The sequence below is a fragment of the Cloacibacterium caeni genome, assembly GCF_907163125.1.
Classification (GTDB): Bacteria; Bacteroidota; Bacteroidia; order Flavobacteriales; family Weeksellaceae; genus Cloacibacterium; species Cloacibacterium caeni_B.
This window is the reverse complement of sequence record NZ_OU015319.1, coordinates 2,462,703-2,488,748: the sequence shown is the minus strand read 5'-3', so window position 1 is coordinate 2,488,748 and position 26,046 is coordinate 2,462,703. Positions and strand designations below refer to the sequence as shown.

The window sequence follows — 26,046 nt, the reverse complement described above, 5'->3', positions numbered from 1 at the left end:
TATGTCTTTAATCAAAAGTATTTCAGGAATCCGTGGAACCATCGGTGGTAAAGTAGATGATAATCTTACACCTGTAGATGTAGTAAAATTTACTGCAGCTTTCGGAACTTGGCTTCAAAAAAATAAAAATAAAAAAGATTTAACCTTAGTGATTGGTCGTGATGCCAGAATTTCTGGCGCAATGGTTAATTCATTGGTTACCGCTACTTTACAAGGTTTAGGAATTCATGTAGTAGATTTAGGACTTTCTACTACGCCAACTGTGGAAGTGATGGTTCCAGAACTCAATGCTGATGGCGGAATTATCTTAACCGCTTCTCACAATCCAAAACAATGGAACGCATTGAAATTGCTCAATGAAAAAGGAGAATTTATCAGTGGAAAAGATGGTGCAGAAATGCTAGAAATCGCCGAAAAAGAAGATTTCAACTTTGCCGAAGTTGACGATTTAGGAAAATACGAAACTAGAACTGACGCTTTTGACATTCATATTCAGAAAATTCTAGATTTACCAATGGTAGATGTAGAAGCCGTAAAAGCTAAAAAATTCAAAGTGGTTCTTGATGCGGTAAATTCTACCGGTGGAATTTCGCTTCCTCCACTTTTAGAAAAATTAGGTTGCGAAGTCGTGAAATTGTATTGCGAACCAAATGGACAATTTCCGCACAACCCAGAACCTTTGAAAGAACATTTAACAGATATTTGCGATTTAATTAAAAAAGAAGGTGCAGATGTAGGAATTGTAGTAGACCCAGATGTAGACAGATTGGCACTTATTGACGAAAATGGCGAAATGTTTGGCGAAGAATACACTTTGGTAGCTGTGGCAGACTATTTGCTGAGACATAAGAAAGGAGTTGCCGTTTCTAATCTTTCTTCGAGCCGAGCTTTAAGAGATGTAGCTAGAAATCTAGATTCAGAATATTTTGCAAGCGCGGTAGGAGAAGTAAATGTGGTGACTTTAATGAAGGAGAAAAATGCAGTCATTGGTGGAGAAGGAAACGGAGGAATTATTTATCCAGATTTGCATTACGGAAGAGATTCTTTAGTTGGCGTTGCATTATTTTTAACACATTTGGCTAAAGAAAACAAAACCGTTTCTGAGTTAAGAGCTACATATCCAGCGTATTACATGGGTAAAAAGAAGATAGAACTTACTCCAGAAATAGATGTAGATGCATTATTGGTAAAAATGCAGGAAGAATATAAAAATGAAGAAATTTCTACGATAGATGGTGTGAAAATTGATTTTCCAGAAAATTGGGTTCACCTAAGAAAATCAAACACAGAACCTATTATTAGAATTTATACAGAAGCCTTTTCTCTGCAAGAAGCAGATGAATTGGCAGACAAAATGATAGCAAAAATTAAAAGTTTAATATAGAGATTAGAAATCAGAGGTTAGAATCTAGAAAATGTATTTTAAAATCTAACCTCTAATATCTAAAATCTAATATCTATAAAATAATTTGGAAGAATTTTTTGAAAATGAGCTTGCGAAGAAGTTCGAAGACATGATAGAAAATAACGAACAATTCTACTTTGACACAGAAGAAGTAGAAGACATTGTTATTTTTTATTTAGAAATGGGAGACATCAATTTTGCAGAAATGGCTGTGAATTATGGCTTAAATCTTCATCCTAACTCTATCGAACTGAAAGTTAAGCAATTAGAAGTCTTTTTAGAACTCGAAAAATACGTTCAAGCTCGTCAATTAATTGAAGAGTTGAAACCTTCATGTTCAGAAAGCACCGACTTTTTGGTTTGTTGTGCCAAATATTATTCTAACAACGGAAATCCCAGAAAATCAATAGAATTTTGCGAAAAAGCATTAGAACTAGAAGAGGAAGAAAGCTTCTTGCATAATTTCATTGCAGATGAATATTACAATCTTCAAGACCCTTTTAATGCATTGAAAAACTATAAATTAGCATTAAAACACGATCCTCAAGATGAATATGCACTAGAAAGTGCGATGATGTGTTATGGCGAAATGACTCGTCATGCTGAAGCAGAAGAATTTTTGCAAAATTATATCAATCAGTTTCCTTTTTCAGAAACTGCTTGGTTTGAAATGGGACAATTCTATTTCAACCGAAAAAACTACGAAAAAGCAATTCAGTCTTTCGATTATCTATTAGCGATTAATTCTGATGCAGCTGGAGTTTATGCCAATAAAGCAGCGTGTTATGAAGCGATGGAACAATGGGAAAAAGCGATTGAAGTTTACGAAGAACAGCTGGAATTAGAATATACCAAAGCTTTTACTTTTTACAAAATTGGATTGTGCTACAAAGCAGCCAAAAAAAATATGGAAGCGCTTCGAGCTTTTCAGAAATCTTTAAGAGAAGACCCTCAGTTTTATCTTTCGATGATGGAACAGAGCGACCTTTATTTAGAAATGGGAAGCATGAAAGAAGCCCTACATTTTGCTAAAGAAGCAGTAGCATTGAACGAAAACAACCTAGAATTTCAGAAGAAATTGGCTTTTCTTTACATAGATTCTGGTAGATTCGAAGAATCTCTTTCTTGTCTTAAAAAATTAGTAGATGTAGAACCAAAAAGATTTTACAATTGGTATGCATACAGCGAAGTAATCATGCTTATCGGAGAATATGAAGATGCGATTACCGTTTTAGAACAAGCTACTAAAATTCACCAAAGAGCAGAATTGTATTATCAGCTCAGCAATTCTTATCTTCACTTAAATGATGAAGAAAACGGACAAAAAGCTTTGCAAAAAGCCTTAGAATTAGACGAAAGTCTTTCTAGCGATATGCAAGAAAAATATCCTTTTATTAAGGAGCAAATGTCTAAAGAAAAGAGTAAAAATAAATAGATTAAATCTGTCTATATGAAATTTTAGATTTAATAATATTATTTTTCAAATTATTGAAATTATTGTTTTCTAAAAATATATCCATAGATTTTTTAGTCAATTCATTATTTAGACATGGACCAAGAACAATTTCTTTAACAGCTTCTCTATCAAATTCAAGCTTAATATACGGAAGAAAAACATTATTCTTAAAAGTAAAATTCATGTTTTTTTTATTTACTTCGCTTTTACAAAGTCTCCACTCTTTTTCAGGAAGGTAAGAATTTTGTTTGGCTATAAAGGCAATTTTTTGAATTAAAAATATAAGACTAAAGTCATCCATTTCTAAAGATTTTTTATTCGTTTTAAAGCTTGAATAATTTTTATGCCAAAAAATTTTTAGTTCATTAAGAAGTTCCTTTTCATTATAAATACACTTTATTAAATTTGTATTCTGTGATTCCTTTCCTTTAGAAAATTCAATTAAGTATTCTCTGTCTATACCAATAGAAACGCCATCACCATTCTTGCCATAAAATCTCCACATTGATAAGTCGTCAAAAGATTCTGAAAAAGAAATTAAAAAAGGAAAACCAGTCATTTCAAATAATCCATTGTGAAAATTTGTCTCTAGAAAAAAAAAGCTTAGTTTATTCTCTTTTATATTAGTTTCTTCTTCAAAAAATTCTAAAGAATCAATAAACAATTTGAAAGAATACTCAATTTCTTTTGGATCATTCATGTAATATGCATTAGTTGCCCAAAAAGTGATTTTCTTTTCTTTAGTATTGAAAATTTTAAAAAAAGTTTCTAATGAAGTATAATGATATAGTAGCATTTATCGATAATTTTCTTCTAAAAATACACAAAATTCCTCCATTCTGTAAATATTATTCGCGACTAAGAAAACGAATAAAATTCCTACAAAAACCGTCAGAAAAGAAAGCATTTTTGGAGAATTTTTATACCCGAAAAACAACCAACCCAACATCATCGGAACTACAAAAATAAAATGCCCTCCGTAAATGTAAGAAGTGTGTAACCCAAACTTCAAAACGCAATGAATAATGATATCTACGAAAAATGAAAGCATTAAAATCTGTACGAATTTGTTTTTGAAATTTTTAAAATAACTCCAAAAAACAAGAATCAGAACTGCGCCAACGAAAATATACGGAGCTACAGATGTGAAAACATCCATAAACAACGCGTTGTAGTGAAATCCTTTTTTATTATGATAATCTCTCACCACGAAATTTGAAAAAATCATATTTCCCCCGAAAAACCAAGACGAAATCATATCCCAAAGTGGCGTAACTTTCGGTTTTGAGAATTTCTCGTATTGTTCGCCCGTTTTGGTGAAAATCCTCATGTAATCCCAATCTAATCGGTATAAAAATAACAACACGAAAACCGCTGCTGAAATCACAACTCTACTCGCAGCATTGAAAAAGTTTCTAAAATTCTTGAATAAACCTTTCTCAAAAAGGATAGGAATGTAGACTTTTACAATATTCGTAATCGTTAAACCGCCTACTAAAACCGAAGCAAAAGTGAGCGGAAATAGAGAAATTTTCTTTTCTTTTTTGAGTTTTGCAGCTGCGTAATAGTTAAAAGCTACCAAAAACAACAAAGTATAAGTATAAGTTTCTGGCGTAAACGAAAGCAGAATTGGAGTTGTAAAAAAAGCAAAGAAAAAGGTAATTAAAAAATTGATTTTCAATGGGATTCTTACAATATTTCTCAAATATTTAAACAACTGCACCAAAGCCAAACTCACTGCAAAATTACTGCACCAAGCCAAAACCAAACGGAAAATTTCATTCTTTTTACCCTCTGAAATCCAAAGCGCAAATTCTCTGATAAAATCGAAGAAATAATTAGAAAGTGGATGTCTCTCGAAACCACCACCCGTCATCACAATCGAACGATTATCAAAACTGAAATACGCGTCCCAAGGAATTCTATCATCAAATATGATTCTGTAATTCAGGGCGATATAGCTTCCTAAAATTCCGTAAGAAGTAAGAAAAATGATGAACAAAACCCATTCAATCCCATTGCTTGGAAAAATGAGTTTTAAAGTGTCTTTGAATTTTTTCAAGGATAAAATTTTTGCAAAAGTATGATTTTTAAACGCAAAGAGCGCAAAGAATGTTTTACAAATCAACTGTTTTTAAGTTCGCAAAGATGCTTTGCAGTTACAAAGCATTCATTTCACAAATTTACAATTATGAAGAACAAGAAAGGGAACTGCAACCTACTACTCCTTCATATTTTTCTGGTCTTTTTACGGAAAATTCTGGGTAGATTTCTTCGTAAGGATTTTGAAGAGCGTTCCAAAGTTTGTCAAAAAGTTCTGTTTTGCCTTCTTCCATTTCTGCAATGCAATCGTACAGCAAATAGTTTCTCAAGACAAATTTCGGATTGACTTTTTGCATGATTTTTCGGCTTTCTTCTTTCGAAATTTGATTGTTAGAAAGTCTTTGTCTGTAATTTTCAACAAATTCTATCACCAAAGTTTCTTGCTCTTTATTCAAGTTTTGATAGAAAGATTTTTTGAAGTTTTCTATAATATTTGTATCACCCCGAAGCGTTTCTAACTGACTGAAAAACAACGTATAATCTATAGAAATTTCTTCCATCAATTTTTGCCAAGAAGTAAAGAAATCTGAATCGTATCTTTCTAATTTTTCAAACCCGAATTTCTTCGCCATCATTTCATCATGCTTTTTCCAAAACATTTCGCTATAATCAATTAAGATTTTTTCCAGCGCAGCTTCATCTTTAATTAATGGGAAAAGTGCATTCGCCAATTGAATTAAATTCCAATGGGCTATGTGTGCTTGTTTACCGAAAGCGTATCTTCTTCCTGGTAAATCAGTTGTATTGGAAGTGAAATTCAAATTATATTCATCTAAAAATGAGAATGGACCGTAATCTATCGTATTGCCAATAATGCTCATATTATCTGTATTCATTACGCCATGTGTAAATCCTACTCTAATCCATTCTACAATCATATCGGCGGTTTTTTCGCCCACTATTTTGAAAAATTCCAGATATTTTTCGGGTGAATTTTTATCAATTTCAGTAAAGTAATTTTCGATGGTAAAATCTGCTAATTTTTGTAAAGTATCGAGTTCATTTCTTGCTGCTAACAGCTCAAAATGTCCAAAACGAAGAAACGTTTCCGAAGTTCTGATGACAACTGCTCCTTGCTCGAAATCTACATTTCCGTTGTACATGATATCTCTTGCTACTTTTTCCCCAGAAAGCGAAAGAGAAAGCGCTCTTGTAGTAGGAATGCCTAAATGAAACATGGCTTCACTCATGAGATATTCTCTAATAGATGAACGCAAAACAGCTCTTCCATCTGCATGACGAGAATAGGGAGTTGCTCCTGCTCCTTTCCACTGAATTTCTGTAAATTTTCCTTCAGAATTTTGAATTTCTCCTGCATAAATGGCTCTTCCGTCACCTAATTGACCAGCCCATTGTCCGAACTGATGACCTGCATAAGCGGTAGAAAAAGTTTTCACATTTTCTGGAAGTTTGGTAGCGTTTAAAAAATCTGTGTCCTCTTGTTTTTCAATTTTTCCCAAGCCAATTTCTTCGGCTAGATTTTCGTTAAAGTGCAATAACTGCGCTTTTTTGAATCCATAAATGTCGGTAAGTGCAAAAAAGAAATTGGGCGTTTGTCTTTGTACAGGATTTCCTGAAAAATCTCCTGGAAAAAGGTCAAAATATCTCTGTGTAATTTTATCTAAATTCATTTTGCAAAACTAAATGATTTTCAAGAAAAAACCGCTTCAAATAAGATTGAAACGGTTTATCATTTTTATTGATTGAAATCTACTTCGTCTTTATTAAGATTTTCGTTGAGATTTTCTTCTTTAGGTTTATTATTTTTTGGCTGATTGTCTTTCGGTTTAGGATTTTTGATTTGGTCTATGGTTTGTAATCCTCCATCGTCTCCATAACCTCCAAGTCCTTGTAAATCTGCACAATCTCCTGTCCAATTAGAAGGTTTGGCAAATTTATCATCTGGTGTAATTCCGAGTTCTTTATCTGCCCAAACTTTCTTCATGAAAATTCCCCAAATTGGCAATGCCATTTTTGCACCTTGACCTTCACCTGTACTAAAGAAGTGTGTTGCTCTATCTTCCCAACCTACCCAAACTCCAGTTGCTAGATTAGGTGTAATTCCCATGAACCAACCATCTGAGTTATTCTGAGTAGTACCTGTTTTACCAGCAATTTCTACAGTTTCTGGGATCCCCATTCTTCTTAGTTCACCAGAAGCTGTACCGAATCTTGTAACGCCTTTCATTAAATCTATCATGGTATAAGCGTACATTTCGTTCATGACTTCTTTGGTTTCGTTTTTCACTTCTTTAATTACTCTACCATTAGCATCTTCTATACGCCAAACCATTTCTGGTTTTATGTAATTTCCAAAATTTGCAAAAGAACTGTAAGCTCCCAACATTTCGTAAATGGTAATATCTGTAGAACCTAGAGCGATTGCATATTCATTTGGCATTTCTTCTGTTACTCCTAAATCTCTAGCCAATTGGATTACTTTTTTAGGACTTACAGATTCTATTAATCTTACCGCAACAGGGTTTTTAGAATGTGCTAAAGCGTCTCTCAAAGTAAGATTACCACCATTACCTTTTACTTCCCAATCTCCTTTAGTATAAGTAGCATTAGAAACAGTAGAACAAGGAGTCATTCCTAAATTCATAATGGCAGTAGCATAAACAAAAGGTTTAAACGTAGAACCTACTTGTCTTTTTCCTTGTTTTACGTGGTCATATTGAAAATGTTTCCAGTCGATTCCTCCCACCCAAGCTTTTATATCGCCAGTTGCAGGTTCCATAGACATTAAGCCGGCTTGTGCAATTTGCTTATGGTATCTGATAGAATCATACGGAGACATTTCGGTTTCTTTTTCTCCTTCCCAAGTAAAGATGGTGGTTTTGGTAGGCGTTTTGAAATCCATCATAATAGAATCTTCTGAAACACCTTCTGCAGCCAATTGTTTATATCTGCCAGTTCTTTTCATTGCAGCTAGCATAATATCATCTATTTGCTTTTTCTTCAAGAAATAGAAAGGTCTATTAGGATTTCTGCGTTGTTCTGAATCAAAACTTTTCTGAAGATTCGTCATGTGTTCCTTAATGGCTTCTTCTGCATATTTCTGCATTTTAGAATCTAAGGTTACAAAGATTTTAAGACCATCTCTGTAAATATTTACATCTTTACCGGTTTCTTTTTCGTATTCTTTTAGGTAATTATTGATTTCTTTTCTCAAATAATGCTTGTAATAAGCAGAATATCCATCGTCTACAGATTCTACAGGATGGAAATCTACTACGATGGGTTCCGCTACTACTTTATCATAAGTAGCTTGGTCTATATAGTTGGTTTTAAGCATTTGCTCCAGAACCACATTTCTTCTTGCTTTTGCCTTTTCAGGATATTTTATCGGGTTATTTCTTACTGGATTTTCGAGCATTGCTACAAAAGTGGCTGCTTCTGAAAGCGTAAGATCTTTAGTAGGTTTATTGAAATATATTCTAGAAGCGAGTTCTATTCCATTTGCATTGTGCAAGAAATCAAACTTATTAAAATAAAGCGTGATGATTTCTTCTTTGGTATATCTTTTCTCCAAACTTACTGCAACAGACCATTCTTTTAGTTTTTGGAAAGCTCTTTGAAATTTATTTTGAGAAGCACCTTTAGTAAACAACAATTTTGCCAACTGCTGAGAAATAGTAGAACCACCACCTCTTTTCCCACCATAAGCTACCGCTCTTGCAAAAGCCTGTAAATCAATTCCTGAATGCTCACGGAAACGTTCATCTTCTTTTGCCATCAATGCATACACCAAATGTGGTGGCAAATCTTTATAGGTAACCGGAATGGTTTTTTCTTTCTCGAATTTTCCTAAGGTAACGCCATCAGAAGAAATAATTTCTGAAGCTACGTAAATATCTGGATTTTCTAATTCATTTACATCTGGCATATCTCCCAAAAATCCTTGAGATACAGCAAAAAACAAAAATGCTGTTCCTAGAATTATTCCTCCTAAGCCAAGCCAAATGAATTTGACCCATTTTTTATAACCGAAGTTTTTTTGCTTTTTAGGTGGCAACGGAAAATTAAGTGTGCTGCCTTGTTTTACAGTGTTTTCCATATAATGATTATGGTTGTGTTGAATTTTCTAATTTTACGCCCAAATCTTCAATTCCTACTAGACTATTGGTTCTCATTCCTTGTTTTACACCAATAATGTATTTCCCTTTTTTTGGAAATTTATATTGGTTTTTATATTGAAATAATATTTCTTTAGTCTCTCCAAAACCTTTTCCTAACCATTCTCCATTAGGTTTTGCCATGACGTAGTTAAGCGTATCTATTTTAAAATTTTTCTCATTTTCAGCTTTGAGGTAAGTAATTAAAAACAGGTTACTATAAGGATAATCGTTATTATTTCTTACAACAAATATAATGTTTTTAGGAGTGCTGGTGTCTTCTATATTCATAGTAAACAGCAGTTCCTTTTTCTTATCCCAAGTTCCGTTTACTTCATTCATAGAAACCACTTCATTATTATAGGAACATGAAATAAGCATTATAGAAACGAAAAATATCTGAAAATATTTAATCATTATTATTTCTTTTTGGAGGAAATCTTTTTTTGTTTTTATTAAACTTTTTAGGAGCGTTGGTTTTTTCAGGTCTATTATTATCCTTTTGAGCTTCTGGCTCTTTGATTACCTGCTCTGCTCTATTATTATTTCCTGTATTTTTATTTCTATGCTTGTTCGGTTTCTTTTTCTCAAACCTATCCAGATTATTCTCCTGAATTAAATCTACCGTTTCCACTTTATCTGCTCCTGTGAAGGTTTTCAATTCTTCTAATGGGATAGATTTTTGACCTTTGCTATTGATTTTCATCAATTTTTTAACCTCAGCCACGTCTAAATCATACCAAGCCATAGAATTATCTACATAAGCAAACCACATTTTCTTTTTGAAAACGTCTATTTTAATGCAAAATGCTCTTCCTTTTTCGGTTTCTAGAATAGTATTAGAAGAAGGAAAATCTGATAATGCATCTACATAACTGTCTAATTCAAAGTTAAGACAGCATTTTAATTTACCACATTGTCCTGCTAATTTTAGCGGATTGATACTTAACTGCTGATATCTTGCCGCATTGGTATTTACTGAACGAAAGTCTGTAAGCCAAGTAGAACAGCATAATTCTCTACCACAAGAACCTATTCCGCCTACTTTGGCAGATTCTTGTCTATAGCCTATTTGCTTCATATCAATCTTTGTTTTGAAAGATGAAGCGTATTCTTTAATCAATTGACGGAAATCTACTCTACCTTCTGCGGTATAATAAAAAGTAGCTTTCGAACCATCACCTTGATATTCTACATCGGTGATTTTCATTTCCAAACCTAGATTTTTAGCAATTTTTCTTGCCTGAATCTTTGTTTGGTCTTCTTTTTTTCTGGCATCTTGCCAAATCTCTACATCTTTTTGTGTAGCGACTCTATAAATTTTTAGGGCAGCATCTTCAGAAAAATGTTTCTTTTTCATCTGAATTTTAACAAGTTCTCCTGTTAAACTTACTACACCTATATCGTGACCCGGATTAGATTCTACTGTAACTACGCTCCCAATATGAAGTGGCAACTGGTTTACATTATTGAAATAGCATTTTCTGTCGTTCTTAAATCTAACTTCTACAAAATTACACTTATTCTGTTTAGGTGCTTGTATTGTAGATAGCCAATCAAAGACGCTCAATTTATAACTATTCCCACAGGTATTGACATTTTCGCAACCTGTAGCGCTCTTAGTAGCACAAGAATGTTTAGAATCTCCGGATGAATTACATCCACAACTCATAATAATATTTTAATTCTCGCAAATTTAGTATAATTTTTAAACAATGTATCATAAAACAATAAGTCTATCATCAGGAAGTCTAAATTATCATATTTTTATATAAAAATAATATTTTCGCACAATATTAATAAACATTATATAATATTATTAAATTATTCGTATTTTATTTTTTAAGCTTTACATGCAATACATAATTATTGTTTAATATTATTTTAATTAAACAATTGTTTAATAATTTATTTTAATTGACTTAACAAGTATTTGATATTCAATTGTTTATTTTTTTTTAAATTAAAAAAAAATGATAAATAATAAAATATATTTAATTTTTGTTTAATTTTTTTAATATAATTTTAACATTTATATATAAATAAATTCTATATTTGGCGCAATAATTATTAATTAACATGAAAAGAATTTTAATAACTACAGCTCTTTTAGCTGGCGTATTTTCTTACGCAGGAGGTTTTAGAGTATCATTACAAGGTGTAAAACAGCTTGCAATGGCTCACACTAGCGCGCATACTGAAGATGCGAGTGTAGCTTTTTTTAACCCTGCAGGTATCTCTTTTATTCCTAACAAATTGAGTGTTGCAGTGGGTGGTTTTGGTGCAATTACTGAAGTAGAATACCAAAGTCTAGAAACTTTACAATCTTACAAAACAGAAAACCCTTTGGGAACACCACTATATGCAGCAATTGCATATAAAGTTACAAATAATGTTTCTGTAGGTTTAAGTGTTACTACACCATTCGGAAGTACAGTAAAATGGGCAGATGATTGGACTGGTAGAGAAATCGTTCAAAAAATGGAATTGAAAAGCTTCTATTTCCAACCTATGGTTTCTTATAAATTTAATGATTGGGCTTCTATCGGTGTAAGTTACATCTATGCAAAAGGTATGGTAGATTGGGACAAAGCAGTTACCAACCTAGGAGGAACATTTAATATAAATGACGAAAAAGCAACAGGTTCTGGTTTTGGATTAGGTTTCTATCTTAAACCAAGCAGTAATTTAGATTTAAGTATTGCTTATCGTTCACCAGTTATTATGAAAGCTGATAACGGAGTTGCCACATTTACAGGAGTACCAGAAGCTGTACTTACTTCTCCTCAATTAAATGTAGGAGCAGATGGTCAAGATGCATTTACCGCAAAATTACCACTTGTAGATGAGTATACAATTGGTCTTACTTATAAAATCACACCAAAATGGTTAGTATCTGCAGATTTCAATTACCATGGTTGGGAAAGATATAGCAAATTAACGCTAGACTTCGAAAATGCTCAAGTTGGAAACCAAGCAGATAAAACCATTTTAGTATCTCCTAAAAACTTCAAAAATGCTAAAACATTTAGAATTGGTACACAATATATGCTAACTGATAAATTAGCAGGTAGATTAGGATACTATTTTGATGAATCTCCATATGAAGACAAATATTTCATCCCAGAAACTCCATCTTTTGATGCAAGCGTATTTACTGCTGGTCTTGGATATAAATTTGGAAAGTTAGGAGTAGATTTAGCAGCTGCTTTATCATTCCCAGAAGCAAGAAAAGTAAACAACGATTACTTAAGCTTCAGAGGACAGGCTAAAGCTAAAGCAATGTATCTAGGTTTAGGTTTCACTTACAATGCATTTTAATTTAAAAAAATTATGAAAAAAATAATATTATCAGCTTTCGCAATTTCAGCTTTAACCTTAGTAAGCTGTAATACAGATTTCGAAAGAGACGTAAATAACATGACTGTTTCAACGGGGAATGCAGACTTCAAAACTTTTGTATCTATTGGAAACTCTTTAACTTCTGGATACAGAGATGGAGCATTATACCTTGATGGCCAAAAAGAATCTTTCCCTTCCATGCTTGCACAGCAAATGGCACTAGCTGGAGGCACACAAACTTTCACTCAGCCCTTAATGCCAAATAATGTAGGTGGATTCACTGATTTATTTGCCGCTTCAGGAAATACAGAGTTTTATGGAAAACTTACGTTAAGCCAAACTCTTTCACCAACCCCTTCAGCTCCAGGTGCTAACCTTGACGTTATTGGTGGGGCAGGAAAATACTTTAACAACATGGGCGTTCCAGGTGCTAAATCTTTTCATTTAGTAACTCCAGGTTATGGTAGCGCCGCTAATTTAGCCACTGGAAAAGCTAATCCATACTTTGTAAGATTTGCTACATCTGCTACTACTACAGTTTTAGCTGACGCTGCCGCTCAAAAACCAAGTTTCTATACATTATGGATTGGTAATAATGACGTTCTTTCTTATGCAACTTCTGGAGGTTCTGGAATAGACCAAAAAGGAAATTTAGACCCATCAACTTATGGCTCTAATGATATTTCTGACCCTAACGTTGTAGCAAATGTTATTAAGACGGTTATTACAAGTCTAAAAACAGCGTACGCAAATTCTAAAGGTGCTATTGCGAACATTCCGTATGTTACTTCAATACCTTATTTCACAACTGTACCTGCAACTCCTATTACAGGTCTTACATCTGCACAAGCTTCACAATTAAACGCAGCTTATGCAACTTACAATGGAGGCTTACTTACGCTTAAGAACCTTGGAGCAATATCTACTGCAGAATATAATGCTAGACTTATTAAGTTTTCTGAAAATGGAGTAAATGGAGCTGTTATCGTAGACAAAGACCTAACAAACTTATCTGGATACAACCTGCCTTCTCTTAGACAGACTACTTCTAAAGACATAATTCTTTTACCAGCATTAACATTGTTAAGAGACACTACAATTAAAGGAGGAACAGCAACTCCACTTGCTGATAAATATGTATTAACTGAAAAAGAAGCTGCTAAAGTAATAGCTGCTACTGATGCTTACAACGCTTCAATTTCAAGTTTAGCTACAGCTTACGGTCTTGCTCTAGTAGATGCTAATGCGAAAATGAAAGAATTAGGCACAACCTCAGGGATCCAATATAACGGTGTAAAATATACTGCATCATTTATAACTGGAGGAACTTTTTCTCTTGATGGTGTTCACCCTAATGGAAGAGGATATGCAATTATTGCTAATACTTTTATTTCAGCAATAAACAATACTTTCTATTCTACGCTTCCTTTTGTTGATATTAATGCTTATTCTGGGGTAACTTTCCCAAAATAGTGATAATAAAAAAATAATTTTTATAAAAACCACCTGATATTTTTCAGGTGGTTTTATTTTTTTTAAATTTGCCAAACCAAAAAAAAGTAAAAATGGCTGATCAAGCAACCTATTTGTTTTGCACCAGAACAAGTCGAGATTTAGCAGAAAAAATTGCAAATCACTATGGGCAAGAATTAGGGAAAATTAATTTCCAAGAATTTAGTGACGGGGAATTCGAACCCGTATTAGATCAATCTGTAAGAGGAGGAAGAGTTTTTCTTATCGGCTCTACCTTTCCACCAGCAGACAATCTTCTAGAACTTCTTTTAATGATTGATGCAGCAAAAAGAGCATCAGCAAAGAGTATTACCGTAGTGATTCCATATTTTGGATTGGCTAGACAAGACAGAAAAGATAAGCCTAGAGCACCAATCGGAGCAAAATTAGTAGCTAATCTTTTAACTGCAGCCGGCGCAACCAGAATCATGACTATTGATTTACACGCAGACCAAATTCAAGGTTTCTTTGAAATTCCTGTAGACCATCTTTATGCTTCTACCATCTTTGTAGATCACATTAAATCTTTAAACTTAGACAATCTTACGATTGCTTCACCAGACATGGGTGGTGCAAAAAGAGCGAAAAATTACGCAGGATACCTAAGTGCAGAAGTAGTAATTGCTTATAAAGAAAGGAAAAAAGCAAATGTAGTAGAAGAAATGTTCTTGATTGGCGATGTAAAAGACAGAAACGTGATCCTCATTGATGACATGATAGACACGGCAGGAACACTTTGCAAAGCAGCAGAAATTCTAATGAAAAACGGAGCAAAATCAGTAAGAGCTATGGCAACTCACGCTGTTCTTTCTGGTAAAGCTTATGAAAATATAGAAAACTCTCAGATAAGCGAAGTTATTGTAACTGATACTATTCCAGTAAAATCAGAGCTTTCTTCTAAAATCAAGGTTTTATCTTGTGCGGCACTTTTTGCAGATGTAATGAAAATGGTACACGAGCACAAATCAATTAGTGATAAGTTTATTATATAATTTTTTTCACTATATTTGCAGCCTGAAAAATTTAACACACTTAAATATTTTTTAAATGAAATCTATTACAATTCAAGGTACAAAAAGAGAAAGCGTGGGCAAAAAGTCTACCAAAGCTCTACGTGATGCTGAATTAGTTCCTTGTGTTGTTTATGGAGGTGAGCAACCAATCAATTTCTCTTCTACTGAGAAATCTTTCAAAGACTTGGTTTACACTCCAGATGCACACACGGTAGTAATTGAGCTAGATGGTCAAAAAATTGATGCTGTTTTACAAGACATCCAATTTCACCCAATTACAGACAAAATTCTTCACGCAGACTTCTATCAATTAAGCGCTGATAAACCAGTAGTTATGGAAGTTCCTGTAAGAATTACCGGTCGTGCAAAAGGTGTTTTAGCGGGTGGTGTTTTAAGACAATCTTTCAGAAAATTAAGATTGAAAGCTATTCCTGCTAACTTACCAGACGAAATCGTAGTAGATGTTACTCCACTTAAAATTGGTAACAAATTATATGTAGGAGACATCAAAAACGATCAATACACTTTCTTACATCCAGATAACGCAGTAGTAGCTGCTGTGAAGATGTCTAGAAATGCTATGAAAAATGCTGGTGCTATGGTAGAAGATGATGAAGATGAAGATGAAGTAGCAACTGATGCAGCTCCAGAAGCAGAAGCTCCTGCAGCAGAATAATTAGAGAATCTTTTTTCTACATATAAAACCATTCCGAATATCGGGATGGTTTTTTTATTCTATAAACTTTTGTAATTTTTTATTTTTAAATTTAACTTTCCTTAAAAAGAACAATCAAACCATTGAAAACTAAATTATGAAGTGTAAAGACGACGAAATCATCAGCTTGATGTTGCAGCCCAATTCTTCGGAAAAAGGACTTCGTGCGATGATGGATACCTACCAAAGTCGGCTTTATTGGCATATCAGAAGATTAATTGTGCAACATGACCTTGCGCAAGATGTGTTGCAAGACACTTTTATTAAGGCATATAACAATTTTAGTCAATTCAAACAAGACAGTAAATTGTACACTTGGCTATACAGAATCGCTACCAATGAAGCGCTTCAGCAATTGGCAAAATTGAAAAAAATGCAAAAAACAGAAGAGGATGCAGAATACTATATGCAAAACTTAGTCGCCCAAAATGCAGAACATGATGCAGAAGAAATTCAAGTTTTATTGCAGAAAGCCATACAGACATTGCCAGAGAAACAAAAATTAGTTTTCAATATTAGATATTATGACGAATTGCCTTTCGAAGAAATAAGTAATATTCTAGAAATGAGCGTAAGTACTTGCAAAACCAATTACCACTACGCCAAAGAAAAAATAGAAAACTACATCAGAGAAAACTACGAATCATAAGAAAATTTAAAATTTTTAGAAAATGAAAGATTTTAATATAGAACATTTAGCTAAAAAAACACCATACAAAATTCCCGAAAACACTTTCGAGGAAATGCAGGAAAATGTGCTTAATAAAACAGTAAGAAAAAAAGAACATCAACCGAAGATTTTTAAAATCAATTTTTCAATGGTAACTTCTATTGCTGCCGCTTTAGCATTAATTTTTGGCTTTACTTTCTTATGGAAAACCAACCAAACAGAATTTTCTAAACCAAGTCAAGATTCAGTGCAATCCATCACCAAAGTAGAAACTACACAGCCAAAACCAGAACAAAATAACACCCAAAATTCATCACAAAATATTGTTAAAGAAAACAATAGTGAAGTTGCTCATATCCAAAACCCAGAAATTACAGAACAAATTGTGAATTCTAAAAACACTGATGAAAATTATGAGCAACTTCTTAATTCTTTGACTCAAGAAGAATTGGCAGAATTATCAAAAAACACTAGTCACGACATCTATTTAGACCTTTATAATTAAATCTTTTATGAAAAATTTTATCTATATCCTTCTATTTTTTGGAACCTTTATGAGTTTTAAAGCTCAAGAAAAACCAAATTTTAGAGAAATGACACCAGAACAACGCAGAGAATACATCAGACAAATGTCTCCTGAGCAAAGAAAACAATTGATGGAAGATGCCGCTACCATGATGGCCATCAAAAATTTACAAGTTCCTGCCGAAAAACAAGAAGCTTTTAAATCCCTTCTCAAAGAATATCAAGAAAGTCAAAAAACCATCAAAAATAAATTCAGAGCAGATTTCTCTCAAGAAAACCTTTCTGATGCAGAAGCCAAGAAAATGCTGAACCAAAGCTTTGACTTAGGCCAACAACTGCTCAACAACAGAAAAGTGTATGCTGATAAGTTTCTAAAAATTTTGACACCTCAACAAGTGCTGAAACTTTTTAATCAAGAAGGAAGAATGCGCGAAAAATTTATGGAACGCAGACAAAAAATGGGGCCACCAAAAGGTCGCGAACCGATGCCAAATCCTTAAAATCTTTAAAATATACTCCGAAAATCAATTCGGAGTTTTTTATTTTTAGGATTTTACCTTAAAATCAATATCTTTGCAAATCATTGAAAAAGAAGAATGAAGAACATTAGAAATTTTTGTATAATCGCACATATCGACCACGGGAAATCTACCCTTGCTGACAGACTTTTAGAATATACCAATACGGTTTCTCAAAGAGAGTTGCAAGCGCAAACTCTTGACGATATGGATTTGGAAAAAGAGCGTGGAATTACCATAAAATCTCACGCCATTCAAATGGATTATGAATATAAAGGCGAAAAATATATTCTCAACCTGATCGATACACCGGGACACGTAGATTTTTCTTACGAAGTATCTCGTTCTATCGCTGCTTGTGAAGGTGCACTTCTGATTGTAGACGCTGCACAAAGTATTCAAGCACAAACGATTAGCAACTTATATTTAGCGCTAGAAAACGATTTGGAAATTATTCCAATTCTGAATAAAATTGACTTACCTTCTGCTAATCCGGAAGAAGTTACCGATGAAATCGTAAATCTTCTCGGCTGTAAACCAGAAGATGTATTGCGTGTTTCTGGGAAAACAGGAGCTGGTGTTCATGAATTGCTTGAACAAATTGTAGAAAGAATTCCTGCGCCAAAAGGTGACGAAAATGCGCCGCTTCAAGCTCTAATTTTTGACTCAGTTTACAATCCTTTCCGTGGAATTGAAGCTTACTTTAAAGTAGTAAACGGTAAAATTTCTAAAGGTGAGAAAGTAAAATTCATGGCGACGGATAAAGTCTACGAAGCAGATGAAGTAGGAACGCTGAAACTAAAACAAGCGCCAAAATCTGAAATCAAATGCGGAGATGTAGGCTATATTATTTCTGGAATTAAAGATGCTAGAGAAGTAAAAGTAGGTGATACCATTACTTCTATGGCAAATCCTGCAACCGAAGCAATTGATGGTTTCGAAGATGTAAAACCAATGGTTTTCGCGGGAATTTATCCTATTGAATCTGAAGATTTTGAAGAATTAAGATTTTCTTTAGAAAAATTAAGGCTGAATGATGCTTCTTTGGTTTTCGAGCCAGAAAGTTCTGCGGCTCTTGGTTTCGGTTTCCGTTGTGGTTTCTTAGGAATGCTTCACATGGAAATTGTACAGGAACGTCTTGATAGAGAGTTCAACATGAACGTAATTACTACGGTTCCTAACGTTTCTTACTACGGATATTCTAAAAAAGAACCGAATGTTCCGATTTTGATTAATAACCCGTCAGAAATGATGGATCCTATTGCTTTAGATCGTGTAGAAGAACCTTATATCAAAGCTACCATTATTACAAAATCTGATTTTGTGGGTGCGGTAATGACGCTTTGTATAGAAAAACGTGGCGAAATTGTAAACCAATCTTATTTGACTTCAGACCGTGTAGAATTGGTATTTAACATGCCTTTGTCAGAAGTTGTTTTTGATTTTTATGACAGATTAAAATCAATTTCTAAAGGTTATGCAAGTTTTGATTACCATCCAATTGGTTTTAGAGCTTCTAAATTGGTGAAAATGGACATTTTAATCAATGGAGATATGGTAGATGCCCTTTCGTCGTTAATTCACGATAGCAACGCGTATTACATTGGTAAAAAAATGTGCGAAAAACTAAGAGAATTGATTCCTCGTCAACAGTTTGATATTGCAATTCAGGCTGCTCTTGGTGCAAAAGTTATCGCCCGTGAAAACGTAAAAGCTCTGAGAAAAGACGTTACCGCAAAATGTTACGGTGGTGATATTTCCAGAAAACGTAAACTCCTAGAAAAGCAGAAAGAAGGAAAGAAAAAGATGAAGCAAATTGGTAGAGTCGAAGTTCCACAATCTGCATTTATGGCAGTTTTGAAATTGAATGATTAAATAAAATAGATTCAAGATTTCAGATCCAAGAATCAAGATAAATAAAATCCACAGAAAATTCTGTGGATTTTTTATTTCTAATAATCCATAATATATCTATTCCTTTGATTTTCAATAATTTTATAATCAATAGAAATATCAAATTCTTTGGAAGAAGCATCATAAAATTTCACTTTAGCTTTATGCGTTTTTCCTTTTTTGAAATAAGGGTAAGCGTACACTAAAATTTCGTTGGGTTTAAGTTCAAAATAGCTATAGAAATTAGTTTCTATTCCGCAAATCATATAATTACTGTTTCTGAGATAATAGAAATTTTTTCTCTCATTATCAAAAGTATAAAAAGCTACGCCTGTAGCTTCGGTTGGAATTTTTAAAGTTTTTTTAGAAATATTTTTAATAAAAACTGGAAACGCTTTAAACGTTTTAAATTGATGGCTTATATAATCTTGTTTATAAATAGGAATTGTATCTTTTTGTTTTACAATGATTTCAAGATTTTTATTGGTTAAAGAATCATAAGGCTCATTTTCTTTAGACAAAGAAATTTTCAATAAATTTCGTTTAAAATATGGTTTTTGACTTAAATAAATAGAATCAATTTCTTTTTTTATTATCTCATTAAAAGATTTATCTATCTTATTGAATTTCCTCGGAGGAGGAGGTGGTGGTAGAATACTTTCATAATATTTTACATCAATTTTTGGAATAATTTTTCCAACATATATTAAATTATCACCACCTAAATTACCATCTTCATTAAACTCCTGTATTTTCATTTGAGTATTTTTCGGGTAAACCAGGGTAATGTCATCAGCAAAAGTTTTCTCTTGACAACTGATGATGAATAGTGAAATGAAAAGAAGATAGAATGTTTTCATGAATTAGTTTTATCAAAGATATAAAATTAATATATTCGTTTAAAATTTTCCTCCCAATGAAAAAAATCACACTACTATTACTTGTTCAAACCGTATTTTCTTTTGCTCAAGATTTCAAAACGCCTTACGAAAAAGGCAACGGAAATCAAACCACCACCTACGAAGAAATGGTAAAATTCTATGACGATTTAGACAAAAACTTCGAAAGCATTTCCGTAGTAGAAAAAGGAAAAGATGACAACGGAGAACCAATTAGAGTCGTAATTTTTGATAACTCAAAAAAACAAAATATTCACGTAATTTTCATCAATAACGGAATTCATCCTGGTGAAAGTGACGGAATTGATGCTACAATGATGCTAATGCGAGATTTGGCTTTAGGAAAAATAAAAGTTCCACAAAATACCAAAGTTGCCGCAATTGAAGCATACAACATTTCGGGAATGCTGAGAAGAGGGAAATTTTCAAGAGCTAATCAAAACGGACCAGAAGAACACGGTTTCCGAGGGAATGCCAGAAATTTTGATTTGAACAGAGATTTTATCAAAAATGATACAGAAAATGCCAAAGCTTTTCAAGAGATTTTTCATTGGCTAAAACCGATTTATTTTATTGATAATCATGTAAGTAACGGCGCAGATTATCAATACACTTTTACCTATATTTCTACCAATAAAGAAAGATTAGGAAGCTATCTCGGAACGTATTTTCATCAAGAAATGCAACCGAAACTGATTCAAAATATGGAGAAATCTAAAATTTTGAACGTTCCTTACGTCAATATTCACGGAGATTCTCCAGATGAAGGTTTTCCTGCTTTTATGGATTCTCCACGTTATGCAACGGGTTACACTACCCTTTTCAATATTCCAGGAACAGTAGCAGAAACGCACATGCTAAAACCTTACCAAGACCGCGTAAAAGCAACGTATGAATACATGAAACATTCCATCAATTTTGTAGATGAAAATTACTTGGATATTTCTAAAAAAAGAATGCAAGAATTGACCAATTATTTACCAAATAAAAAATACGCAATTCATTGGAAATTAGACAGCACTAAATACAGTTATATTGATTTCAAAGGTTATGAAGCAGGGAAAAAACCAAGCGGAATTTCTGGAAAACCGAGACTTTTCTATGATAGAAATAAACCTTTTACAAGAAAAGTAAAATTCTTTGACACTTATAAATCTGATAAGGAAATTACAATCCCAACTTATTACGTGATTCCAAAATCTGAAGGGAAAATCATAGAAAATTTAAAACGCAATCAAATCAAATTCAAAGAATTACAATCTGATTCTTTGATCACAGTTGAATCTTATAAAATCGTAGATTTTAAAACCGTAAAAAATCCTTATGAAGGTCATTACTTGCATTTTGATACTCAAGTTTCATCAGAATTAAAGACCAAAAAATTCAGAAAAGGAGATTATTTGGTTTCTACAAAACAATCTGGCGTGAAATTCCTTTTAGAAACGCTAGAACCAGAAGCAGTTGACTCTTACTTTAACTGGAACGAGTTTGATGGAATTTTGGGACAAAAAGAGTATTTTTCTGACTACGTTTTCGAAGATACTGCTGCCGAATTATTAAAAACCAACAAAGCGTTAAAAACAGCCTTTGAACTGAAAAAAGCTTCAGATGCTAAATTTTCAGAAGATGGAGCAGCACAATTAGATTGGGTGTATAAAAATTCTGAATATTACGAAGGTTCTGTAAATCAATATCCTATTTATAGAATTCGATAATTTAAAAATAGATTTTTAAACCATTAAGCAAGAATTAAGAGATTAAGTTTATTAAGAAAAAACTCGAAGAATGGAAACTTATTTTTCTTAATTCCTTAATAAACTCTTAATGTTAGAAAAATGTTTTCAACGTTTTAAAAATCAAGAACATCCGCAATCTTTGTCGCAATGCGTTCTTTTACTATTGAATTTTTTTGGAGAAAAAGTTTTTTTAATGATTTTATAAATAGAATAAGATGCCGCTAATAAAGCTGCAAAAATGATAACATATTGAAGGACTAAACTTTCCATGACAAAAATCTTATGACAAAATTACATAATTATTTTGAACTATTCTAAATAAAGATTAATTTTGTCTCATGGATTTCAGAACTAACCCTTATTTCAATCTTGTTGTTCCAACTTTGGAGAGCAAAAACTACGAACAATATTGTGGTAAAAAGAAATGTTGTAAGAAATTTAAGAAAGGGAAAAGATGTAAAAAATGCCCAGGAAGAGATAAAATTTCTTAAAACTAAATCACATTTATTTCTTATCTTTGAATAAATTCATTTATCATGAACAGAGATTATATATTTGATTTGCTGAATCAGCAAATTGCAAAAGAACAATATGCAGCGCAATTGTACCTATCCATGAGCGCTTGGTTTTTAGAACAAGATTTAGACGGAATTGCCAATTATTTCAGAGTTCAGTCTAAAGAAGAACTGATGCATTCAGAAAAATTCTTTGATTATTTGAACGATATCGGTGGAAGAATTGTACTACAAGAAGTAAGACAACCTCCTCATGATTTCAAAGATGCTTTAGAAATTTTTGAAAAAGCTTTAGAGCACGAAAAATTAGTAACCAAAAGTATTTTTGACATTGTAAAAGCTGCTAATGATGCAGGAGACTACTCTACTGCTGCTTTCTTACAATGGTTTGTGAATGAACAGGTAGAAGAAGAAGCCAATGCTTCTCAATTGATTTCGAAAATTAAAATGGTGAAAGACAATCCTTCTGCTTTGTATCTTTTTGATCAAGAACTGGCGAAACGCGTTTTCGTAGCTGAATAAAATGAAAAACTGCTTTTAAAAGCAGTTTTTTTTATTTGAAAAATTGGTAAACCAACATGGAAGCTAGATAAGCTAAACCAGACATGAAAACCAATTGAATCGCTGTCCATTTCCAAGATTTTGTTTCTCTGTAGACTACAGCAATCGTAGAGATACATTGCATCGCAAAAGCGTAGAATATAAGTATGGAAAGTCCGGTTGCAAAACTGAATACTTTTTCGCCATTCGGTTTTACATCACTTCTCATTTTTTCGATGACCGATTTTTCTGGAGCATCATCATCAAGACTGTAAAGTGTTGACATTGTGCCGACAAACACTTCTCTTGCTGCAAAACTGGTAAGAATTCCTACTCCCATTTTCCAATCGTAACCCAATGGCGAAATCACAGGTTCCATTTGCTTCCCGATTTTAGCCAAATAAGAATTTTCTAATTTCACATCTGAATGATGTTCTAAAATATGGAAATCATCTTTCGGTCCGAAATAACTTAAAAACCAAAGAATCACACTTACTGCCAAAATAATTTTTCCAGCGCCTGTGATGAATTCCCAAACTTTACCTAAAACCAATTTGAAATCATATTTCCAAAGTGGCATTTTATACGTTGGTAAATCCATTACCAAGAAGGTTTTTCCTTTATTTTTAATGAAATATTTTAAAATAAATGCGGCTATAAGCGAAGTCGCAAATCCTAAGAAATACATTCCAAGAAGAGCTATCGCTTTATATTTTACGCCAAAGAAAGTTCCATCAGTAAAAATCAGCGCAATAATGATACTGTAAACCGGAAGTCTTGCAGAACACGTCATAAAAGGCGTAATGAGAATCGTAATGAGTCGCTCTTTTACGTTTTCAATGTTTCTGGTACTCATAATTGCAGGAATGGCACAAGCTGTTCCCGAAACGAGCGGAACAATACTTTTTCCGTTTAAACCAAACGGTCGTAAGAATCTGTCCATCAAGAAAATAACTCTCGCCATGTAACCAGAATCTTCTAATAAATACAAGAAATATAAAAGAATCCCGATTTGCGGAGCAAAAATCACAATTCCGCCAATTCCTGGAATAATTCCGTCAGAAATTAATGAATTTAATGGACCTTCTGGAAGCCAAGTACTGGAAGTTTCAGACAACCAAGCAAAAGCGGCATCAATCCAATTCATGGGATATTCTGCGATGAAAAACACACTTTGGAAAATGGTGAGTAAAATAAACCCAAAAACCAAATATCCTAAAACAGGATGTACTAAAATTTTGTCTAATTTTTCGGTGAGAAGTTCCTTGAACTGAGGTTTTTTAGAAATGGTTTGAGAGATAATTCCGTCAATTTGTTGGTATCTTCTGATGGTTTCCTGCACTTGTAAACGCTTAGGAACCATACATTTTCTGTCTTCTTGATTCAGTTGTGTTTTTACACTTTCTAATTTGCCCAAATAAGTATCTGCTGCAATAAGTGTCCAAACTTTATAGAAATTATTCTCTTCGATTTGTCTTGAAATCTTGAAAACCAATCCTAAATTTTCTGAAGGAATATCAAAATAAGGCTTATCCGAAACCGAAAATTCATCTTTAAAAATAGATTCTCTTATTTCTTCAATTCCTATATTCTTTTTGGCATTGGTTTCTAGAATATTTTGACCAAGAAGTTCGCTCAGTTTTTTAGAATCGATGTGTAAACCTCTTTTTTCCGCCAAATCTACTTGGTTAATCACCATCAAAACAGGAATTCCCAAATCTTTGATTTGCTGATAAAGTAGCAAGCTTCTTTTAAGGTTCAGCGCATCTGCGATGTAAATAACACCGCTGTATTTTTCTTGTTCTTCAATCAAATATTTGGTGAAAATAGCTTCGTCTTCAGAAGTGGGATAAATGCTGTAAGAACCTGGCAAATCTACAATTTCTACTTCTTCGTCTTTGTATAGGTAAGTTCCTTCGTGTGAAGCAACAGTAACGCCAGCGTAATTGCCGGTTTTTTGGTTTTTGTTACAAAGCAAATTGAAGATGGTAGATTTTCCTACATTAGGATTTCCTACCAAAAGAATATGTTTTTGTTTTTTTGCTGAGTTCGGCATATAATTTTCCAAATTTCAGTAGAAATATTGGTTTAATTTTCTGGTTCTACGAAAATAAATCTCGCTTCTTCTTCACGAAGAGCAACTCTCGTTTTTTCTTCTCCGTATTCTATGTACAGAGGACCGCTAAAAGGCGCTTGATGTAAGATAACAAATGATGTTTCTGGCAATAATCCCATTTCGATTATCTTATTGGGCATCTGCAAGTTTTCGTTATCATAACCTTTGATTTTCCCCTTTTTATTTCGAGGAAAACAGCACAATTTATTTGAAATATTTGTCTGCAAGATTTCTATAATTAATTGAGGAGCAAATATACTTTATTTATTTTAATTCTAAATAAGACTTCCGTAGTTTTTTTCAAAAGAATTACTGATTAAAAACATCTTCTCACGAAAAACGATTCTCAAATTGATGAAATGAAAAAGTATTTTAAAAATTAAACCGTCTTTTCGTAAAAATTCTTCCTAAATTTGTTGAAAACTCATTCATTATGAACATGCTGTACACCAAATCATACGAAACTCCTCTAGGTAAAATGGTGGCTTTTGCCAATCAAAATGCCTTGCTTCTTCTCGATTTTGAAGATTCTAAATATTTTGAAAAGCACATGGAAGAAATTTCGCAAGGTTATGGCGTCATCAAAACATCCAATAACAGAGTTTTAAAACTTCTGGAAAAGGAATTGAGCCAATATTTCAAAGGAAAATTGACAAAATTTACCGTTCCTGTGGAATTTACGGGTACAGATTTTCAGAAAAAGGTTTGGGAAGAATTGCAGAACATTAGTTTTGGAGAATATAGAAGTTATCAGTCTCAGGCTGATGCCATGAAACGCCCAAAATCGGTAAGAGCTGTTGCCAATGCCAATTCTAGAAACAAATTATGCTTAGTGGTTCCTTGTCACAGAGTAATCGGTAAAAATCTTTCATTAACGGGTTATGCTGGTGGCGTCGATAGAAAAGCGGCGCTTTTTAAACTTGAAGGAATAGAATTAAAATTCTAAATAAAAACTCCTCCAAAAAATTTG

Annotated in this window: 22 protein-coding genes; 13 read left to right on the top strand and 9 right to left on the bottom strand. The window is 33.1% G+C overall.

Going from position 1 to position 26,046, the window contains the following annotated elements:
• Position 1: 1 nt before the first annotated feature.
• Both glmM and KKQ79_RS11550 read left to right on the top strand, forming a co-directional pair.
• Positions 2-1,384 carry a phosphoglucosamine mutase gene (gene glmM / locus KKQ79_RS11555; protein WP_213190266.1) on the top strand — a complete coding sequence of 461 codons (1,383 nt, stop codon included), beginning with the start codon at positions 2-4 and terminating at the stop codon, positions 1,382-1,384.
• Between the two features lie 85 nt (positions 1,385-1,469).
• Positions 1,470-2,840 carry a tetratricopeptide repeat protein gene (locus KKQ79_RS11550; protein WP_213190265.1) on the top strand — a complete coding sequence of 457 codons (1,371 nt, stop codon included), beginning with the start codon at positions 1,470-1,472 and terminating at the stop codon, positions 2,838-2,840.
• Between the two features lies 1 nt (position 2,841).
• Here KKQ79_RS11550 and KKQ79_RS11545 read toward each other — a convergent pair whose 3' ends face one another.
• The 6 genes from KKQ79_RS11545 to KKQ79_RS11520 all read right to left on the bottom strand — a co-directional run bounded on the left by KKQ79_RS11545 (position 2,842) and on the right by KKQ79_RS11520 (position 10,754).
• A complete protein-coding gene (locus tag KKQ79_RS11545; RefSeq protein WP_213190264.1) occupies positions 2,842-3,561 on the bottom strand; it encodes a DUF2971 domain-containing protein in 720 nt (239 codons plus the stop codon).
• A 96-nt stretch (positions 3,562-3,657) separates the two neighbouring features.
• Positions 3,658-4,923 carry a DUF6080 domain-containing protein gene (locus tag KKQ79_RS11540; RefSeq protein ID WP_213190263.1) on the bottom strand — a complete coding sequence of 422 codons (1,266 nt, stop codon included), beginning with the start codon at positions 4,921-4,923 and terminating at the stop codon, positions 3,658-3,660.
• A gap of 127 nt (positions 4,924-5,050) precedes the next feature.
• The gene (locus KKQ79_RS11535; protein WP_213190262.1) at positions 5,051-6,595 is read right to left on the bottom strand and encodes a protein adenylyltransferase SelO; all 1,545 of its coding nucleotides are present in this window, start codon (positions 6,593-6,595) and stop codon (positions 5,051-5,053) included.
• 65 nt (positions 6,596-6,660) lie between these two features.
• Positions 6,661-9,024, bottom strand: a complete 2,364-nt coding sequence (locus tag KKQ79_RS11530) for a penicillin-binding protein 1A (RefSeq protein ID WP_213190261.1) — start codon at positions 9,022-9,024, stop codon at positions 6,661-6,663.
• A 7-nt stretch (positions 9,025-9,031) separates the two neighbouring features.
• The gene (locus tag KKQ79_RS11525; RefSeq protein WP_213190260.1) at positions 9,032-9,499 is read right to left on the bottom strand and encodes a gliding motility lipoprotein GldH; all 468 of its coding nucleotides are present in this window, start codon (positions 9,497-9,499) and stop codon (positions 9,032-9,034) included.
• On the bottom strand, positions 9,492-10,754 hold the full coding sequence (locus tag KKQ79_RS11520; protein WP_213190259.1) for a PSP1 domain-containing protein: 1,263 nt from the start codon (positions 10,752-10,754) through the stop codon (positions 9,492-9,494). Before KKQ79_RS11520 ends, KKQ79_RS11525 begins: the two co-directional genes overlap by 8 nt.
• A gap of 407 nt (positions 10,755-11,161) precedes the next feature.
• Between KKQ79_RS11520 and KKQ79_RS11515 the strand changes: the two genes are divergently transcribed.
• The 8 genes from KKQ79_RS11515 to lepA all read left to right on the top strand — a co-directional run bounded on the left by KKQ79_RS11515 (position 11,162) and on the right by lepA (position 19,252).
• Positions 11,162-12,403, top strand: a complete 1,242-nt coding sequence (locus tag KKQ79_RS11515; RefSeq protein WP_213190258.1) for an OmpP1/FadL family transporter — start codon at positions 11,162-11,164, stop codon at positions 12,401-12,403.
• Positions 12,404-12,415: 12 nt separating this feature from the next.
• On the top strand, positions 12,416-13,897 hold the full coding sequence (locus KKQ79_RS11510) for an SGNH/GDSL hydrolase family protein (protein WP_213190257.1): 1,482 nt from the start codon (positions 12,416-12,418) through the stop codon (positions 13,895-13,897).
• A 92-nt stretch (positions 13,898-13,989) separates the two neighbouring features.
• Entirely contained in the window at positions 13,990-14,928 is a 939-nt protein-coding gene (locus KKQ79_RS11505; RefSeq protein ID WP_213190256.1) for a ribose-phosphate pyrophosphokinase, read from the top strand.
• A gap of 55 nt (positions 14,929-14,983) precedes the next feature.
• Complete coding sequence (locus tag KKQ79_RS11500) at positions 14,984-15,625, top strand: 50S ribosomal protein L25/general stress protein Ctc (RefSeq protein WP_213190255.1); 642 nt, start codon at positions 14,984-14,986, stop codon at positions 15,623-15,625.
• Between the two features lie 136 nt (positions 15,626-15,761).
• Positions 15,762-16,313 (top strand): RNA polymerase sigma factor, encoded by a 552-nt coding sequence (locus KKQ79_RS11495; protein WP_213190254.1) that lies wholly within the window; start codon positions 15,762-15,764, stop codon positions 16,311-16,313.
• Between the two features lie 22 nt (positions 16,314-16,335).
• The gene (locus KKQ79_RS11490; protein ID WP_213190253.1) at positions 16,336-16,839 is read left to right on the top strand and encodes a hypothetical protein; all 504 of its coding nucleotides are present in this window, start codon (positions 16,336-16,338) and stop codon (positions 16,837-16,839) included.
• 7 nt (positions 16,840-16,846) lie between these two features.
• The gene (locus KKQ79_RS11485; protein ID WP_213190252.1) at positions 16,847-17,359 is read left to right on the top strand and encodes a hypothetical protein; all 513 of its coding nucleotides are present in this window, start codon (positions 16,847-16,849) and stop codon (positions 17,357-17,359) included.
• Between the two features lie 96 nt (positions 17,360-17,455).
• Positions 17,456-19,252, top strand: a complete 1,797-nt coding sequence (lepA, locus tag KKQ79_RS11480; protein ID WP_213190251.1) for a translation elongation factor 4 — start codon at positions 17,456-17,458, stop codon at positions 19,250-19,252.
• A gap of 77 nt (positions 19,253-19,329) precedes the next feature.
• Here the strand turns inward: lepA and KKQ79_RS11475 are convergent, their stop codons facing one another.
• Positions 19,330-20,130 carry a hypothetical protein gene (locus KKQ79_RS11475; RefSeq protein WP_213190250.1) on the bottom strand — a complete coding sequence of 267 codons (801 nt, stop codon included), beginning with the start codon at positions 20,128-20,130 and terminating at the stop codon, positions 19,330-19,332.
• A 56-nt stretch (positions 20,131-20,186) separates the two neighbouring features.
• Between KKQ79_RS11475 and KKQ79_RS11470 the strand changes: the two genes are divergently transcribed.
• Together KKQ79_RS11470 and KKQ79_RS11465 are read left to right on the top strand one after the other, a co-directional pair.
• Positions 20,187-21,884, top strand: a complete 1,698-nt coding sequence (locus KKQ79_RS11470) for a M14 family metallopeptidase (RefSeq protein WP_213190249.1) — start codon at positions 20,187-20,189, stop codon at positions 21,882-21,884.
• Between the two features lie 557 nt (positions 21,885-22,441).
• The gene (locus tag KKQ79_RS11465; protein ID WP_213190248.1) at positions 22,442-22,942 is read left to right on the top strand and encodes a ferritin; all 501 of its coding nucleotides are present in this window, start codon (positions 22,442-22,444) and stop codon (positions 22,940-22,942) included.
• Between the two features lie 31 nt (positions 22,943-22,973).
• Here the strand turns inward: KKQ79_RS11465 and feoB are convergent, their stop codons facing one another.
• Together feoB and KKQ79_RS11455 are read right to left on the bottom strand one after the other, a co-directional pair.
• Complete coding sequence (gene feoB, locus KKQ79_RS11460) at positions 22,974-25,016, bottom strand: ferrous iron transport protein B (RefSeq protein ID WP_213190247.1); 2,043 nt, start codon at positions 25,014-25,016, stop codon at positions 22,974-22,976.
• 32 nt (positions 25,017-25,048) lie between these two features.
• Positions 25,049-25,303 (bottom strand): FeoA family protein, encoded by a 255-nt coding sequence (locus KKQ79_RS11455; protein WP_069799908.1) that lies wholly within the window; start codon positions 25,301-25,303, stop codon positions 25,049-25,051.
• A gap of 206 nt (positions 25,304-25,509) precedes the next feature.
• Between KKQ79_RS11455 and KKQ79_RS11450 the strand changes: the two genes are divergently transcribed.
• Positions 25,510-26,022, top strand: coding sequence for a methylated-DNA--[protein]-cysteine S-methyltransferase (locus KKQ79_RS11450; RefSeq protein ID WP_250131246.1), 513 nt, complete (start codon positions 25,510-25,512; stop codon positions 26,020-26,022).
• Positions 26,023-26,046: the final 24 nt, after the last annotated feature.